Origin of the sequence: Flavobacterium aquidurense, from assembly GCF_031458035.1 — a bacterium.
Classification (GTDB): Bacteria; Bacteroidota; Bacteroidia; order Flavobacteriales; family Flavobacteriaceae; genus Flavobacterium; species Flavobacterium aquidurense_C.
Window position 1 is genome coordinate 17,872 of the sequence record NZ_JAVDXR010000010.1, and the last position, 16,157, is coordinate 34,028.

A 16,157-nucleotide genomic window follows, 5' to 3' on the forward strand; every position below is an offset into this window, starting at 1 on the left:
CGCAATATTTCTCAAAAGGAATAGTTTGCTGAGTAAAATATTATATTTTTGATAAAAATTAAAAACAGACTTCGGTTTGCTAAAAAATATCCGTTGAAGAAATTTTTGGGGCTTTTATTATTTTGTAGCTGCAGCACACAATATGCACAAACTGTTCGAAAATATTCGAATGAGTTTATGAACATTGGTGTCGATGCCGCTGCATTAGGAATGTCGAGTGCCGTTGTGGCTTCAACTAATGACGTAAACGCTGTTTATTGGAACCCGGCAGGTTTGACACATCTTGAAGATCATCAGATTTCGTTAATGCACGCTAATTATTTTGCCAATATTGCACAGTATGACTATATTGGATATGCAAGTCCGATTGACGATCGAAGCGCATGGGGAATTTCGATGATTCGTTTTGGAGTCGACGATATTATGGACACCACCGAATTAATCGACAGTCAGGGAAATATTGATTATAATCGAATCCGTTTGTTCTCTACAGCCGATTATGGTTTTACATTTTCATACGCAAGGAAATTGCCCGTTGAAGGTTTTCAATATGGAGTAAATGCAAAAATAATCAGGAGAATAATTGGCGATTTTGCCAATTCCTGGGGATTTGGTTTTGATATTGGCCTTCAATTTGAGCGCAATGACTGGAAATTTGGATTGATGCTTCGGGATATTACAACTACTTATAATGTGTGGAATATTGATGAGCAGGAATACGCAAAAATCGCCAATGCTATTCCGGGAGAAAATAATGAATTGCCGGAAAGCACCGAAATTACGTTACCAAAAGCACAATTAGGCGTTTCAAAAACGTTTGATTTCCATAATGATTACAGTCTTATGGTGGCTACAAATTTGAATATGCGTTTTGAGCAAACTAACGATATTATTTCGACAAAAGCGGTAAGTATTGATCCTGCAGTTGGTTTTGAATTTGGTTACACCGATTTGGTTTTCTTAAGAGCCGGAGCCGGTAATTTTCAGAATGTGATGCAATTAGACAATACTGAGAAAGTGAATTTTCAGCCTAACATCGGATTGGGTTTTAAATATAAAGGTATTCAGGTTGATTATGCCTTAACAGATTTAGGAAATCAGAGTACTGCTTTGTATTCGAATATTTTTTCGTTGAAAGTAGATTTAGGTATCTTTAGATAATAATTACAAACCATTAAACTTCTTAAAATTTTAAATTATGAAAAATGTCATTTTAAAAAAAACACTTTTTAGTTTAATCTTCTTACTTAGTTTTGTTGGTTTCAGCCAAAATTTACCCTTATCAAAAGAGGCAAAAATAAGCGTCCTTACTTGCGGACTTGGAAATGAAACTTACTCTTATTTTGGTCACACAGCAATACGCGTTGCCGATCCTACGAACAACATTGATCTTGTTTACAACTATGGAGCTTTTGATTTTTCAACACCTAATTTCGTAATGAAATTTGCTAAAGGAGATTTACAGTATTTTGTTGTTGTTCATCCATTTGCGGATTTTATGAATGAATATAATTATGAGAAAAGAAGTGTTTTTGAGCAGGAACTTCTAATTCCTCAGGATTCAAAACAAAAGCTTTTCGACAATTTAAATACCACCCTACTTTCTGAAGATCGCTATTACACTTATAAATTTATTGATAAAAACTGCACTTCTATGGTAGTTGATATTATTAATAAATCTTTAAATGAAAATGTAATTGTAAAAAAAGGCGATACTGATATCACGTACCGTTCTATTTTATTCCCTTATTTTGACGGACATTTTTATGATAAATTGGGAACAAGTATAATCTTCGGGACCAAAGTCGATCAATTAGGAACTAAAATATTTTTACCTTTTGAATTAAAAAACAGTCTGGAAAAAACAACTTTTCAAAAACATGCTTTAGCCGCTAAAAGTCAAACTTTATTAAGCTTTCAGAAAGAAACACCTAAATCATGGTGGAATAATGTTTACACGTATCTGTTTATTCTTGCCTTTGTAGTTTTGGCACACAATAAAATAGTAGATAAAATCTATCTTTTGGTTTTATCTTTGATTGGAATTTTCTTTGTTGTTGTGGGAATTTATTCATTTCACCAAGAACTGGCCATGAATTACAATGTGCTTTTATTTAGTCCGCTTTTATTGATTTTGATTTTCCTGTCCATATTAAAAAACAAAAGATGGACCTATCGATTTGCAGTACTGCACTTGATTTTTTTGATTGTCTATGCTCTTTTTATAATTAACAAAGCACATTTTTTAATTGTTTTACCAATGATAATTACAAGCGGATTTGTTTTGGTAAGAGTTGCGCTAAGAAATAAAAAACGTATTCCGATTATTATTTAACTATTGTCCACGGTAAAATAAAACTGTTGTAATCGTTTTAAGCGTAATACTTAAATCGAGAAAAACACTTCGATGTTTAATATAATAAAGATCGTACTGTAACTTTATCAGACTTTCTTCAATGGATTCTCCATAAGAATAATTGACTTGTGCCCAACCTGTAAGACCTGGTTTTACAACATGTCTTGTTTCATAAAAAGGCATAACCTTAGCAATTTGATTGACGAAAAAAGGAACTTCAGGCCTTGGACCAATCACCGCCATATCTCCTTTTATAATATTGAAAAACTGTGGCAATTCATCAATTCGTGATTTACGCATAAATTTACCAAATGGAGTTATTCTTTTATCATTTGAAGAAGCAAAAGTCACATCTGAATTCTTAACCATTGTTCTAAATTTATAGATTTTAAAAACTACACCGTGTTTTCCAACCCGTTCCTGCGTATAAAACAAACTTCCTTTATTAGCCAGAAGGTTTCCGATAAAAATAAACGGAATAAAAATGGTACAAATTACCAACCCAGTAAACGAAAGAGAAAACTCAAGAAGTCTAATTAAAGTTAGATACAATTTATTATTATTACTTCTGCTAAAAGGAAAAAATCTATAAAAATCTCTTGAAATATAATGCACGGGAATGCGTCGTGTTTTGCTTTCGTATACTTGTGTATATTCACGTATGATATTTCCTGATTCAAGAAGATGAAGCAATTGCTGGTATAAATCTGCTGTAATACCATCAGTATTTTGCGATGCAATTACGATTTCAGAAACGTTGTTTTTTGTAACAAAATCTTCTAAATCATTCTTTTTAATTTCTTTTACATAGTGAAAATCAGAATCACTTTCAGAAACAGAATCGGAACTTACAAAACCAGTAATTTTATAATGAGGATCAACATTTTCAAGACCTAAAACCAAATCTTTTACTTGATTTTGATCACAAATTAAAATCACATTTTGCGAGAAACGATGTGAAGCTAAAAAGTATACATAAAAGAAACGCCAAACTAGTAATGAAGTAAGAATAGTAAAATAAAAAATAAAAATTACTATACGTTTTTTAGGCAGTTCCGGAGATAAAACGGGGGTAAATAAGTAAATCAGAATTGCTGCAGTAGTAGTAAGTATAACACTTCTTAGAATTTGAAAATGATCGCTGGCAACCTGTAAATTATATATTTCGAAAATTGATCCAAAAATATAAAAATAGCTAATAAGCAAAATCGGCCCAAAAAAATTAGCTGTATCAAAAACAAAATAATGATAGTCAAATAAAACACTAAGTAAATATAAGGCAGACAAAATAAAGAAGGCGTCAAAAATCCGAAGTAGTATCTTTCTTTCCGAAATTTCGAAATGCATTTTTTTATTTGAATACATCGTTCTTTTGTATTTTTAGAGTCATTATTTCAAAACAAATGTATTATAAAAAACAGAAATTAATCGACCGAATTTTCTTGTTTTTTTGGAATTTCAACTTGCACTGAAAGAAGTGCCAAAGCATACACAAAAGCTGGTGCTGCGATACGCATTGCAGCATGATTTATTGTAAGCAACCAAAAAAGGAAAAAGGAAAAAAAATACAAATGATGCCTGTTATTGATATAAAGAGCAAAAGGAGTTATGAAAAGTATTAACAATCCAAAAATGCCAAACAAACCATGCTCACTCAACATACGGGTAATCTCATTGTGAGAAGCAACTTCACCACCAAAGGTTTTTTTTCTAACTTCTTTCCCCATTCCTGCACCAATACCTAAAGCAGGATTTTCCAAAAAAAGCTTTATTTCACTACCCATAATTTCTTCCCGACCTCCTAAACGATCTTTTTTAATCCTTCCTTTTGAATCTTCATTAGCATATCGTTTATTAATTAAACCTCCTGTTTGTAAAGAACTATATGTCCAAATCCCAGCAGCTAAAACCCCTGTTAAAATAAAAACCAAGCTAAATTTCCTCTTTCCTTTTGTATTAGAAAAATAATATAGTAATAATAATAAAATAAAGATCATACTAGCACCCGTAATAACACCTCCTCTTGAAAAAGTCACAATTGCACGATAACTCACAAAAACTAATAAAAATCCATTTAGTAAAATTTCTTTTTTTGACTTTGAAAATAAGATTAATTGCGTAAAGAAAACAAACATACCTAAGCCTAAAATAGTGGAAACCTGATTAGGGCCAAAACCTCCAGATGTTTCAAAATTAGATTGTGTACCAGTCACTACATCTTTTACACTAGGATTAAACAAAAACAAATAAACTGTTGTTGATAAAATAGGCAGGCCCATTATAGCAACAATTTTCTGCAAATCCGAAAATAAAATTCGCCTATTAAACATATATATAGCTGAAATTGCCAGACACAATGCCCCTGACAAATTAAAAACTAATAATTTTTTAATATTCTGATTAAAATCTGCTAGGGCTGTTGTTATTAAAATTCCTGGAATTAATAATATCAGAAAGAATATATATATTACAGAATTAGAAGAAAAACCACTATAAATCATACCTGTAAACATAAAAACAATCACCATCAGTTTAGTATATTCATTATTAAAATTTCCGCCCGTCATCCTCAAAAAAACCTCAGCACCAACCAAATAAGCTGCAACTAGCAAAACTTCATTATTTCTATTTTTCGTTTTATAGACAATAAAAAAGCCTACTATAGGAATTAAAAGTGCATAAATTTTGGATAAAAAAGGCATGGCGAAAACCGCAAAAGCAATCAACGCATGAATTATTAAAATTTTAGTATATGATAACTGATTATTTTTCATCTAGGGATTACAGATTATTTTTTTGGAACAAAATTAATTAAAGAACTCAACCATAGGACATATTTATCAATTATTGCTTCTTGACTATAATTAAGCGCTATTTTTTCATGCAATTTCAAGCCCATTTCTATTCTATAATTTTCATTTTCGATTAATCTTTGAATCGATTTTTCAAATTGGTTTAAGTCATCGGAATCCACAATTAATCCTACTTTTTCAGATGTAATTATTTTTGAAATTTCACCCACATTTGTAACAACAACAGGCAATTTATGTAAGCCGTATTCTAATAAGGCTAATGGAAGTCCTTCTGAAAGTGATGGCAATACTCCAATATCGCACTGTTCTAAAGCAGAACTGACATTACTTGTCGTTCCGTAAAAATAAACGACATTTTGAAGTTTCAAATCTTCGACTTTTTTTCTTAAAGTATCAGAATACACGTCGTTAAAATCTTTTCCCAACAAATGAAAACTCCAATCCGGAAATTTATTTCTAATAGAATTTGCTGCTTTTATCAGTAATTCATGATTTTTTTGAGGCCGCAAATTAGCTACGCAAACAATTCTTTTTCCCTCAAGCCCTTTTAAGAATATTTTTTCACTTGAATTTATTTCTTCATCTACGAAATTTGGAAAATAAGAGATATTCGAACACCATAAAAAAGATTCAGCCCAGCTTTTTAACGCCGAATTTACAGCAATTATACCGATGAAAAAGAAAGATGAATATTTTAGCGTCAAATTTTTTCGCGAAATTAAATCTTGAGACACACCATAATGATCATGCCAAATGATTTTTATTTTTGACAACGTCAGTTTTACTAAAACAGCAATAAAAAAAGACGAACTATGCGCATGAATTACATCGATTTTATTTGCTTTAATATATTTTCTTAATTTTAAAATTGCTTTAAAATCAATCTTATTCTTCTTATTTAAATATAAGTATCCAGCTTTTTCATCAACATGATTCAAAAGTATTCCTTCTTTACGGGTTGCAATTAAACCGGAAAATTCAATTGTACCAACCAAAGCATTTGCATAGTTAACTGCCATTCGTTCAGCACCTCCAGCTTCTAAGGAATCTATAATTTGGACAATTCTCATTTCAGTAAAAGCTTTTTAATTTCAGTTTCAAAACTATCTATTGTGTATTTTCGTGACCATTTTGACGCTTTTTCTCTCATAATCTCAAAAATCATTTCACTATTCAAAATTGATTCTAGGTTTTGGATATCTTGTTCCATATTCGTCTCCAACAAAACTCCCCTTTTTCCATAATCTAACATAAAAGGCACACAGGAAACAGAAGTTACCATTGGTATGCAACCCCAAAACATGCCTTCAGCTACAGCTTTTGGCCAACCTTCACTTTTCGAAGGCAAAATAACAAAATGACTGTTCGCATAAGCTTCAGAAACAACTATCTGATTTTGATTTCCTTTTAATTCTATGTAATTCTCTAATTTATTGGCAACTATATACTCCTCTAGTCTCTTACGTTCAATACCTTCACCATACAATTGTAAAGTCACATTGTATCCTTTTTTAAATAATGCTTCGACAAATTGTATACTAAACAAAGGATTTTTCCCAGAAACCAATGTACCAACAAAAACAAAATTTATTTTTCCGTTTAAGTCCAATTTTTTCATTGGCATCTTATCTGATTCAGAATAGGTAGCTGTAAAAAAAGGCTTTATATTTTTAGAACTTTGTTGCCATTCTCCATAAACCAGAACCTGCATATTTCTGGTGAGAAAAGAATTATTTAAAATCCATTTCTGCAAACGATAACTCCAAGGCTGCTTTGCTTCTGGATCCCAATTTCCTGCATATTTAGCTGTTTTAGGTTTGCCTGGAAATAAAATTTGAATCAAACATCCTAATAAACCAATATTACCCGGACAACGTAAATGTATATGATTAGCTTTTTGCATTGCTATATAAATCTGCCAACAAATTTTAGGGCTTTTTAAAATTGAATTTAAAACAGCCATCCACCCGATTAGGCTGATTTCGTCAATCTCAAGGAAAACAATTTTCTTCTTATCGTAAGGAATATCAATAACCGTTTTTGCTCCCTGATTAATCGGGGCAACAATGATAAACTCATCAACATATTTTCCCCAAATATTCATTTCTTTTACATAAGGTGCATAGGCAAAATAATGATTTTTATCTACGATGTGTGGAACATGAGTAATGATTGCAAATTTCATAAATCCTTTTTTGGCTTATTAAAAATCAAACTCCACCAGCCAGCAGTTCTTCCTAACGCCTCAGTAAAAGCTGCTTTTTTGTTTGTTGTTGTAATTGCATTTGAATAGCGGATAATTGTCAAGAGTATTGTGATTGCATGCCATTTTAAAAAATCAGCAGTATGGGGTTTTGAATTTTTTACCCTCCAGACATACCATCCGTTTCTTACTACCATTTTACCATATTGGTATTGATTTGGCCGTCCTGAAGCTTCATGATAGTGATTTAATTTTGCCTTTGTATTGAGATATAATTTTCCTGTTTTTGCAACCCGCAAAGAAAAATCTGCATCTTCGTATAATCCATATCCTTCGAAATAGGTAGAGAATTGAAACTTTTCAAAAACAGTTTTTTTAAAGGAAGAAACTCCTCCCATCAATTGTTCAACTTCGTATATTTTATCACTTGGAGGTAGAAAACCAACACTTCTCCCATGTGAAAACAAAGGCGAAAAGCCTGGTGGACAATCAGTGTCCAACCCTATTTTTTTTCTTAAAATAAATCGGCTTCCGTCTTTTCTTTTCCAGCCATCAAAATAAAATTCGTTTATTTCAGCCTGATAATTATTTACAACACTCTCCCATTTTGTTTCATTACAAATGTAACCTCCAACTCCTAATGCTTCTGGGTAAACTCTATATGTATTCAATAATTGCTCAAAATAATCTTTTTCCAAAACAGTATCATCATCCAAAAAACAAACTATTTCAGCGTCTTGAAATACTTTTGAAATTCCAAAATTACGTTGTTTCGTCAAACCTCTCTTTTCTTTTGAAACAAGAAAATAGCTTAAATTTTGAAATGGGTTATCTTTTAATATTTGTTCTGTCAGCATATCTGTCGAACCATCAATAATCAAGATTTCATCTGGAAAAACTGATTGCTCACAAACCGACTGCAATAATTGCAGTAATGGCTTGGGACGCATATAAGTACAGATTATTAAGGAAAACTTCATAGATTAATTCTTTAAAAAAATGGAATATATTTCATTAAAATAATCTTCTCTATTTAAATGATTTAACCACAAATTTCGATTATTTATTTGCATTTGCTGAAAATCATCATCAGTTATATTTTTATGAAAATCTATTAATTTCTGCTCAAAATCATTTGCCGTAGTAATAACACAGTGTTTCTCCCAATTAATCAGATGATCTAGCGGCAGTTTAAAATCAGTGTCAATTACAAAGGGGATTCTTCCCATAGCTAAAGTTTCATAAAAGCGAACTGAAAAATTGCCAGCACCTCTTAAACAGAAAGTATAAGCATTGGAATTAATATTTTCAAAAAAATCTCTCGATGTTATTTCTCGTAATTCTTTATCATTTGCCCCTGCTCTGTAGTGACTCCTAAAAATAAAATTGGTTTTTATTTGCGCATTTTTTTTCAGTGAAATTAAAAATTGGTATCGCTTCCTGCTTGATGGATAAAACGACTGATAATCTGAAAAACTTTTTTTTATGATTCTCTTTAGGTTATGGCGAAGGTAAATATAGAATTCTTTGCACAACTTAAAATAAGAGCCATTGGCATGACCAACAAAACCAATGGTAGGCATTTCAGGTTTGCTTAATGGAGCAAATTCTTTCTTTAATCCTACATACGGATCCATAATAAAAGAGGGCAAAACAAAGGTCTTTTCGTTACTTTTACTATTAAAACCACCGAGTCTAAAAGTATATATATCCTTGTTCAAAGTAATTCCGAAATCACCCGCTGTATAAATCCAAACATTTTTTCCTAATCTCTGGGCTTCATCAATAAAATCGTAAAGCCATTTTTTTTTACTATTTTTAAAAAACCATGCAATATCTACGGGAACAATTACTATATCCGAGTCTTCAATACTATCTATTAAAACATACTTTCTTGAAAGATTTTCATTTACTACATAACATAAATCAAATAATAATGGAAAAATAATCCTTCTGCTTTGTGGCGTAATAAAAGTAATATCTGTAAATATTTTAATCATTCCTCATAAGTTTTGTAGCCCAATTCAAACTAGCTTTCCAATGTAAATTTGTTTTTCTAAAAAAGACTATCGGGTTTTGATTTACTTTTTTAATAAACAAATTATAAAAAAATATAAATTTATACCCCAGAATTTGTTGCTTTGTCTTGTATTTTAAATAATTCAGCATAATTGTTGGAGACGGTATAGGACGTATTGCGTCCGAATCCCATGGAAAAACAGGTTTTATTCTAAATCCTCCAATGGGAGCTTTCAAATGCAAAATAGATGGCTGTGGCAAATAAATTACGTCTGCCCCATTATTACGCAATTGCATACCATAATCGAAATCTTCTCCATATGAAAATTCGTATTTTGAGTCAAAACAAACTTTATTCAAATAACTACTTTTGACAAAACTACAACCCGAACCAAAAATTGTAGTTTGATGAACTTTATCAAAATCATTTTGTTCAAACTGCATAGGATAATTATTCATAACCACTTCAGCTCCATATTGATTGCATTGCATCAAAGTTCTCTCTATTACATCATTAGAAATCCTATTATCATCATCATTTAAAAAAACCCACTCACTACTTACCTTTGACAAAGCAATATTTCTGGCATTACAGGCACCTGCTTGATGGGTAAATATATGCTCTATTGAAAACGGCCATTTTTCTTTATTTAAAAAATCTAATTCAGAAGTACTGTTTGGCAATGTATTTTGCTCGACAATAATTACCTTTTTGGGCAAATGTGTTTGATCTCTTAAGTCAAACAAAACATCTTTTAAATAACTCGCTCTTCCGATTGTGGGAATAATTACGTCTATCTCATTAGTCGCTGAAACCTTTTTATTTGATTTAATCACAATTGTATCAAATATATTTCTATTCCATTTTATTTTTTTAAAATAGAAACTACGGAAAAGCGGCAGAAGTTGTATTTTCTTTTCATAAAACAAAAAAGATAAAAATAAAACGAATACCCATTTTATTGAGTAATGCTGCCGAACAAACTTAAAAAGATTATAATTATTTGAAGATGTACCTTTCTGGATATGTATTTTAGTATTTAACAATGAAGGTTCTGAACAACACACAAGTCCAATTGGCATTCCTATTTTAGCAATAGAGTTGAGTAAGTAGTCAAGTTGTTCCTTTTTACTATCAATTTTTTCAGCAATCGAATTTAAAACTGCTGCAGAAACAGCACCCACTACACTTGACATTTGCCATGTAAAAAAAGAAACTTCTTTATTTATGATAAGTATAGAACCATTATCAATATAACCTATACCGTCATTAATATAATTTGAAAAATATGGATGAAATGAAATCATCATCTTATTATGATGAATTATTTCACTAATTGAATCCCTATTTAAAAATGATTCCCACTCAATCAAACACCAAACTATAACTTTATTTGGAAACTCTTCGGCTAAATCAAATAATACTTCGCCAATTGTCTTATCATTTATCAGATACTGATTATTACCTCCTTCAATTCTTATGATTTTTTTTGAATTATGAAAAACAAATATCATGACTAAAATTTTATTTTTTTAAAATTGAGAAAGATACCTTTCCCAAAATAGCAGCATATCTAGAAAAATTACTGGAATACATTTGTCCCAACTTAAGCAAATATACTTTTTCACTTTTAACCATAAAATAAAAATCTGTAAAAGTCTTTAAATGCGGAGTCAAGTCTTTTTCAAAGTCGTTCAAATCAATATGCTTCGGAATTCCCGGCAACACATTAAATGAAGTATTTTCCTTTATATAATTCAAGAAAAGAATACTATCTGAGACTACATATATCTTTTTAGTAGGATTGAAAATAGATTTTTCTTGTATTTTTTCAACTAATTCTAAGAGCAATTCTTTTCTTGCATTTTCATCTAAAACAACAGAAACGGTATCTTTAAAATCTCCCATCAAAGATGTGAATCTAGTATGAAAAACTATTCCTTTTTTCGTTGGCAACTCATTTATTTGATTTATTAAAAAATCGGACTCGATAAATAATTCATTATAATTTAACCGCCAAATTTCATTTAAATCCTCTTGCTTTTTATCATTATAAATAGTTTTAAGATAATCAACATTACAATAAACAATTATCGTTTTATAGCTACAATTCTCTATTAAACTAATTGGGTTAATTGTAAAATTATTCATCAAATAAAAAATCTTAGACTCAAAAAAATTAAATTTTAAATCTTCATTCCTAATTTCCCAGGAAACTTTATTTGGTTCTAAAAATAGTTTTAATTCAAATGGATCTTTAAAATTGATATAAAAATCATAATCCAATTTTTTAGCCACTTCATAAAAAGAAATAATTCCTTTTAATCGATCGACCAAACCTCCATGCGGAATTGCTCCATCAAAACAAATAATGATTCTTTTTTTATCCGTGGTTTTAGCAAAAGTCCATTTTTTTTTTGCCGCATAATAAATCAATAAGAACATTTGCTTAAAAAGCAAAATAAAATATTTTTTCCACTTTTTAATCATATAAATTTAAATTACGGATTTATAAAAATCAATATTCTGCGTTGCTATTTTTTTAATATCAAAAATAGTTTCTACTCTTGTTCTTGCTTTGTTTCCGATGGTAAGACATAAATCATCATCGGTTAACAGATTTACAATTTTATCGGCAAACATTTTATGATCTTTGGGGTGAACAAGATAACCACTTTCTCCATCAACTATTAATTCCTGAGCCCAGCCAATATTGCTGTTTACGACTGGTTTTTGCAGGGCCATAGCTTCTATAGTGACCATTCCTAAAGTCTCCGCAAAAGTTGGAAACACACAAACATTTGCATTTTTAATATGTTGCTGAACTTCCTGATAGGGAATTTTCCCTAAATAACTAACGTTTTTTAAGTCGTCAGATTGAAATTGCCGCTGTAGCAATTCCCACGTTGATTGCGATTTCGTCTGAATATCATCTGAATCACTTCCTATTAAAATCAACTGTGCGTCGGGATATTCTTTTCTGACATTATTGAAAATCGAAGGCAATTCCAAAACTCCTTTTTTTCGAATAATGGTGCCAATATATAAAATCAAACCTTTTTGATAATCCGAAGGTTTGGCGTTGTCAAATTGATCCAAATCCAATCCGTGATGAATCATTTCGATCATTTTATTTTTAATACCAAACAGTATTTTTGAAAATTCTCCTGCAAAATGAGTTGGCGCAATAAAGGCCTTTGCTTTATTGACTGCCAATTTTTCGAACCAAAAATTCTTGATCTTTTGTTTTCTTCGTTCTAAATGACAAAAATAAGTATCACTTCCGTGGAAACGAATAACGACTGGTACTTTCAAATTCATGAAAGCTGTTATTCCTGACCAATCCGGAGCTTCAACCAAATCAATTCCTTCTGAAAAAATATATTTATTGAGTATGTTTCCGATATATTTTCGATTTAAAATCCAACCGAAAGCTTTGTACTTTTGAGATTTTATTAAATAGATTTTTACAGTATTGTCCTGAAAAACAGCATCCTCTTTTTGGCCATACACAAAAACGGAGACTGTTACACCTTTTTCAACCAAAGCACTGACCAAGTTCTTGGTACTTGTACCAATTCCTGCTGCATGTTTTACATGTCTATGAGGATATTCGGAGGTTAAAAAGGCAATATGCATCATTTTATTTATTAAAAAAATCTTTTAAAATTTGAGCAGTAAATAATCTTGCACCGGTGTCATTCATATGCCCGCAAGATGAAAAATATTTATCTTCAACCACTACATTTTCATAATTATGAATTTCCGGATATAGCTTTTTCACTTTTTCAAAATAGTTAATTCCTTTTGTGTTTTCGCACATTGGGGTCATTACGGCAATAAAGTTGATATTATTGTCTTTACAGAGTTGCTTGATTTCTTCATAATATTGATTATGAACTAAAGGATTTAAATTGACAATATTGTTTTTCATATTGCCTTTTCGATTAACTAAAGGATAATATCCCTTATTATCCAACGTATTTGTTTTCTTTTTTAGAATAGTATTATAAAATTCTCTGAACCCAATACGCTCATCAAATTTTGTGTAACGGTAAAAAGGAAGGTAATACAATTCTAAAAAATCGTCTTCGTTTTCAAAATGCTTTTTTACAACTTCAGATTGATGTAAGTAAGGTAAAAATTTACTCGAAATTCCTAAATCTCTATGAATGTTGGACAAATTCAAATCGGCTTCGAGAATTACATTTTTGATTTTATAATTCCTTTCAATCATTAGTTTTAAAAGCAGGGAAGCTTCAAACAAATGACCTCCACTCATTCCGTAATTAAATGTTTTCAAACCTTTATCTTCGAACATCTGAGCAACGAAATGATTATTGGCTCTTGACGAACCTAAAATAACCACATCGTAATTTTCATTTTTTGAATTATAAACATGATCTATTTTACCACGATTATTCGATTGTAAATAAACGGTGGTATATATGAAATCTAAAGCAACAGCAATTACGATTGTTAAGATTAATATTTTTAAAGTGAATAGTAAAAACTTTTTCATGTCAGATAATATTTGAATTTTGGAAACATGGAATCTCCATTCTTCGTTTCAATTTGGGATTTAGAATCATGTCGATTTCATTAGAATTGAAAATAAATAAATTCTTTATAATCCGAGTACGTCCCGAAAGCGATAATGGCTATTATAGCCAAAGCTATTTTAAGTGTATTGTATTTTCCGGAAATAGGCTCCACTTTAGTTCTATTATTCCACTCGACCAAAACGAATAATCCAATCATTAGCAGTAATTCATAATTGTATCTTTCGTTATCAAGATACTGTGAAGCAAACTCACCATTTACCACTATCCGTTTCAAATATAAACAAGCATCTGTTATGGTTTTTGCTCTAAAAAATACCCAGGCAATCGTGCTTAAGCAGAAAGTCATTAGAATATTGAATACTGTTCTTAGCGAATCCCAATTCCAGTTTAATTGAATTGCATCTATATTGCTTCGATTTCTATTCAATAATAAAAGGGGCAAAAAATATACGGCGTTAAGAAATCCCCAAGCCAAATAAGTCCAATTGGCACCATGCCAAAAACCACTTACTACAAAGATTATAAACACATTACGAACCTGCATCGCTTTTGAACCTTTGCTTCCTCCCAAAGGAATATAAAGATAGTCACGAAACCATGATGAAAGAGAAATATGCCAACGGCGCCAAAACTCAGCTATATCTCTTGAAAAATAAGGATAATTGAAATTGCGTAATAATTCGAGTCCAAACAATTTTGACATTCCCAATGCCATATCTGAATATCCTGAGAAATCACCATAAATTTGGAAAGCAAAATAAATCCCTCCCAAAATAAGTGAGAAAGAATTCATTGAGGTATAATTGTCAAAAATAGCATTTGCATAAGTGGCACAGGTATCGGCTATCACTACTTTTTTGACCAATCCCCAAATTATTTGACAAACACCTTCTTTTGCTTGCTGAAAGTCAAAGGTTCTTTTAACTTTTACTTCTGGCAATAAATGTGTTGCTCTTTCAATAGGACCAGCAACCAGAAGCGGAAAATAACTCACAAAAAGTGAATAATCTACAAAATTATATTCGGCTTTAATTCTTTTAAAATAAATATCAATTACATAAGATAAACCATGAAATGTATAAAAAGAAATTCCGACTGGCAGAACCACATCTAACAAAATCGGACTTGCTTTAAACCCAACGGTTGTGAGCATTTGAGCAAATGATTCTGAGAAAAAATTATAGTATTTAAAAATCCCAAGAAAACCTAAATTAATACCAACGCTTAGCCAAAACCAAAATTTTCGTGCTTTTTCATTAGTGCTTTTTTCAATTCTAATTCCGGTATAATAGTCTAGAAACGTTGAGAAAACTAACAAAAATAAAAAACGCCAATCCCAACAGGAATAGAAATAATAACTGGCAACAATTAGAAGTGCATTTTGCGTACTTTTTGTTTTGTTAAAAACAAACCAATACAAAAAAAACACAACGGGCAAAAAAATGGCGAAAGCCAGAGAATTGAAAAACATATTAAGTATTTTAAAAACGTAACTTTATTAAATAAATGTTAGAATTAAACTCTTCTTTCCAGAGTAAATTCAATGACTTTAGGTTGGCCAAATTTAGAAAAACCTCCCGAAGGATTTACTTCGAGATGAATCATATCAAAATTGACAGAACACTTATTTAAGAATTCCTGCAATATTAAATATTTAGTATCTAAATCATGAAATTCAAATACCATACAATCAAACAAATTGATATTAATCAAAATTTCATCTAATAAATCATATTCACTACCTTCAATATCTAACTTAAGAAGTATTTTTTTTGTTTTAAAATCATTGGAGATTTCTTTCATACAATCAAAAATACCATTCTTGAGAGATAGCCATTTCTTAACATGCCATGCCCGTCCTGAACGAAGCATCAAGATAAATACCAATGTATTAATTAGGTAACGTAATTTTTCTTTTTTGAAAAAGGAAATTCTCATTATAGCTTTTAACAGCAACTTAGCCTGAGACACAGTTGGATCAACCATAACAATAGAGATGTTTTTATTAAAACGAAATACATCATATTCAAATTCAGTATTAGAGGATATCCCACCACTAAACAAAATATCAGCTTCAATTATATTTCTCGGAGAAACAAAATATCCGCCATCTTTAATACTCCCAAATCTAAAAGCAGATTCTGATTCAACTAAAAAATCTTTGCGTATTACTTCTAAGTAATTGTTATTATTCATATTT

General features: G+C 30.6%; 14 protein-coding genes. 2 read left to right on the plus strand and 12 right to left on the minus strand.

The window, feature by feature from the left end:
* The first annotated feature begins 93 nt into the window (after positions 1–93).
* Positions 94–1,161, plus strand: coding sequence for a putative type IX sorting system protein PorV2 (locus J2X17_RS15265; protein ID WP_310300167.1), 1,068 nt, complete (start codon positions 94–96; stop codon positions 1,159–1,161).
* A gap of 37 nt (positions 1,162–1,198) precedes the next feature.
* Positions 1,199–2,335, plus strand: a complete 1,137-nt coding sequence (locus J2X17_RS15270; RefSeq protein WP_310299800.1) for a lipoprotein N-acyltransferase Lnb domain-containing protein — start codon at positions 1,199–1,201, stop codon at positions 2,333–2,335.
* Here J2X17_RS15270 and J2X17_RS15275 read toward each other — a convergent pair whose 3' ends face one another.
* The 12 genes from J2X17_RS15275 to J2X17_RS15330 all read right to left on the minus strand — a co-directional run bounded on the left by J2X17_RS15275 (position 2,336) and on the right by J2X17_RS15330 (position 16,153).
* Positions 2,336–3,721: an exopolysaccharide biosynthesis polyprenyl glycosylphosphotransferase gene (locus tag J2X17_RS15275; RefSeq protein WP_310299802.1), complete on the minus strand. Its 1,386-nt coding sequence runs from the start codon at positions 3,719–3,721 to the stop codon at positions 2,336–2,338.
* 59 nt (positions 3,722–3,780) lie between these two features.
* Complete coding sequence (locus tag J2X17_RS15280; protein ID WP_310299805.1) at positions 3,781–5,130, minus strand: O-antigen ligase family protein; 1,350 nt, start codon at positions 5,128–5,130, stop codon at positions 3,781–3,783.
* A 14-nt stretch (positions 5,131–5,144) separates the two neighbouring features.
* A complete protein-coding gene (locus tag J2X17_RS15285) occupies positions 5,145–6,239 on the minus strand; it encodes a glycosyltransferase family 4 protein (protein ID WP_310299808.1) in 1,095 nt (364 codons plus the stop codon).
* On the minus strand, positions 6,236–7,354 hold the full coding sequence (locus tag J2X17_RS15290; protein WP_310299811.1) for a glycosyltransferase: 1,119 nt from the start codon (positions 7,352–7,354) through the stop codon (positions 6,236–6,238). Before J2X17_RS15290 ends, J2X17_RS15285 begins: the two co-directional genes overlap by 4 nt.
* The gene (locus J2X17_RS15295) at positions 7,351–8,352 is read right to left on the minus strand and encodes a glycosyltransferase family 2 protein (RefSeq protein WP_310299814.1); all 1,002 of its coding nucleotides are present in this window, start codon (positions 8,350–8,352) and stop codon (positions 7,351–7,353) included. Before J2X17_RS15295 ends, J2X17_RS15290 begins: the two co-directional genes overlap by 4 nt.
* Positions 8,353–8,355: 3 nt before the next feature.
* On the minus strand, positions 8,356–9,372 hold the full coding sequence (locus J2X17_RS15300) for a hypothetical protein (RefSeq protein WP_310299817.1): 1,017 nt from the start codon (positions 9,370–9,372) through the stop codon (positions 8,356–8,358).
* A complete protein-coding gene (locus J2X17_RS15305; protein ID WP_310299821.1) occupies positions 9,365–10,906 on the minus strand; it encodes a glycosyltransferase family 2 protein in 1,542 nt (513 codons plus the stop codon). The genes J2X17_RS15300 and J2X17_RS15305 overlap by 8 nt, the downstream gene beginning before the upstream one ends.
* A 10-nt stretch (positions 10,907–10,916) precedes the next feature.
* Positions 10,917–11,678: a hypothetical protein gene (locus tag J2X17_RS15310; protein WP_310299824.1), complete on the minus strand. Its 762-nt coding sequence runs from the start codon at positions 11,676–11,678 to the stop codon at positions 10,917–10,919.
* A 210-nt stretch (positions 11,679–11,888) separates the two neighbouring features.
* On the minus strand, positions 11,889–13,034 hold the full coding sequence (locus tag J2X17_RS15315; RefSeq protein ID WP_310299825.1) for a glycosyltransferase family 4 protein: 1,146 nt from the start codon (positions 13,032–13,034) through the stop codon (positions 11,889–11,891).
* 1 nt (position 13,035) lies between these two features.
* Entirely contained in the window at positions 13,036–13,914 is an 879-nt protein-coding gene (locus J2X17_RS15320; RefSeq protein ID WP_310299828.1) for a hypothetical protein, read from the minus strand.
* An 80-nt stretch (positions 13,915–13,994) separates the two neighbouring features.
* Complete coding sequence (locus tag J2X17_RS15325) at positions 13,995–15,428, minus strand: MBOAT family O-acyltransferase (RefSeq protein ID WP_310299831.1); 1,434 nt, start codon at positions 15,426–15,428, stop codon at positions 13,995–13,997.
* A gap of 44 nt (positions 15,429–15,472) precedes the next feature.
* Positions 15,473–16,153 carry a hypothetical protein gene (locus J2X17_RS15330; protein ID WP_310299834.1) on the minus strand — a complete coding sequence of 227 codons (681 nt, stop codon included), beginning with the start codon at positions 16,151–16,153 and terminating at the stop codon, positions 15,473–15,475.
* Positions 16,154–16,157: the final 4 nt, after the last annotated feature.

What these genes read in the sequence shown, in the direction of transcription:
- J2X17_RS15270 (WP_310299800.1), top strand. Translation starts at nt 1,199, where the DNA reads ATGAAAAATGTCATTTTAAAAAAAACACTTTTTAGTTTAATCTTCTTA.
- J2X17_RS15275 (WP_310299802.1), bottom strand. Translation starts at nt 3,721, where the DNA reads ATGTATTCAAATAAAAAAATGCATTTCGAAATTTCGGAAAGAAAGATA.
- J2X17_RS15280 (WP_310299805.1), bottom strand. Translation starts at nt 5,130, where the DNA reads ATGAAAAATAATCAGTTATCATATACTAAAATTTTAATAATTCATGCG.
- J2X17_RS15285 (WP_310299808.1), bottom strand. Translation starts at nt 6,239, where the DNA reads ATGAGAATTGTCCAAATTATAGATTCCTTAGAAGCTGGAGGTGCTGAA.
- J2X17_RS15290 (WP_310299811.1), bottom strand. Translation starts at nt 7,354, where the DNA reads ATGAAATTTGCAATCATTACTCATGTTCCACACATCGTAGATAAAAAT.
- J2X17_RS15295 (WP_310299814.1), bottom strand. Translation starts at nt 8,352, where the DNA reads ATGAAGTTTTCCTTAATAATCTGTACTTATATGCGTCCCAAGCCATTA.
- J2X17_RS15300 (WP_310299817.1), bottom strand. Translation starts at nt 9,372, where the DNA reads ATGATTAAAATATTTACAGATATTACTTTTATTACGCCACAAAGCAGA.
- J2X17_RS15305 (WP_310299821.1), bottom strand. Translation starts at nt 10,906, where the DNA reads ATGATATTTGTTTTTCATAATTCAAAAAAAATCATAAGAATTGAAGGA.
- J2X17_RS15315 (WP_310299825.1), bottom strand. Translation starts at nt 13,034, where the DNA reads ATGATGCATATTGCCTTTTTAACCTCCGAATATCCTCATAGACATGTA.
- J2X17_RS15320 (WP_310299828.1), bottom strand. Translation starts at nt 13,914, where the DNA reads ATGAAAAAGTTTTTACTATTCACTTTAAAAATATTAATCTTAACAATC.
- J2X17_RS15325 (WP_310299831.1), bottom strand. Translation starts at nt 15,428, where the DNA reads ATGTTTTTCAATTCTCTGGCTTTCGCCATTTTTTTGCCCGTTGTGTTT.
- J2X17_RS15330 (WP_310299834.1), bottom strand. Translation starts at nt 16,153, where the DNA reads ATGAATAATAACAATTACTTAGAAGTAATACGCAAAGATTTTTTAGTT.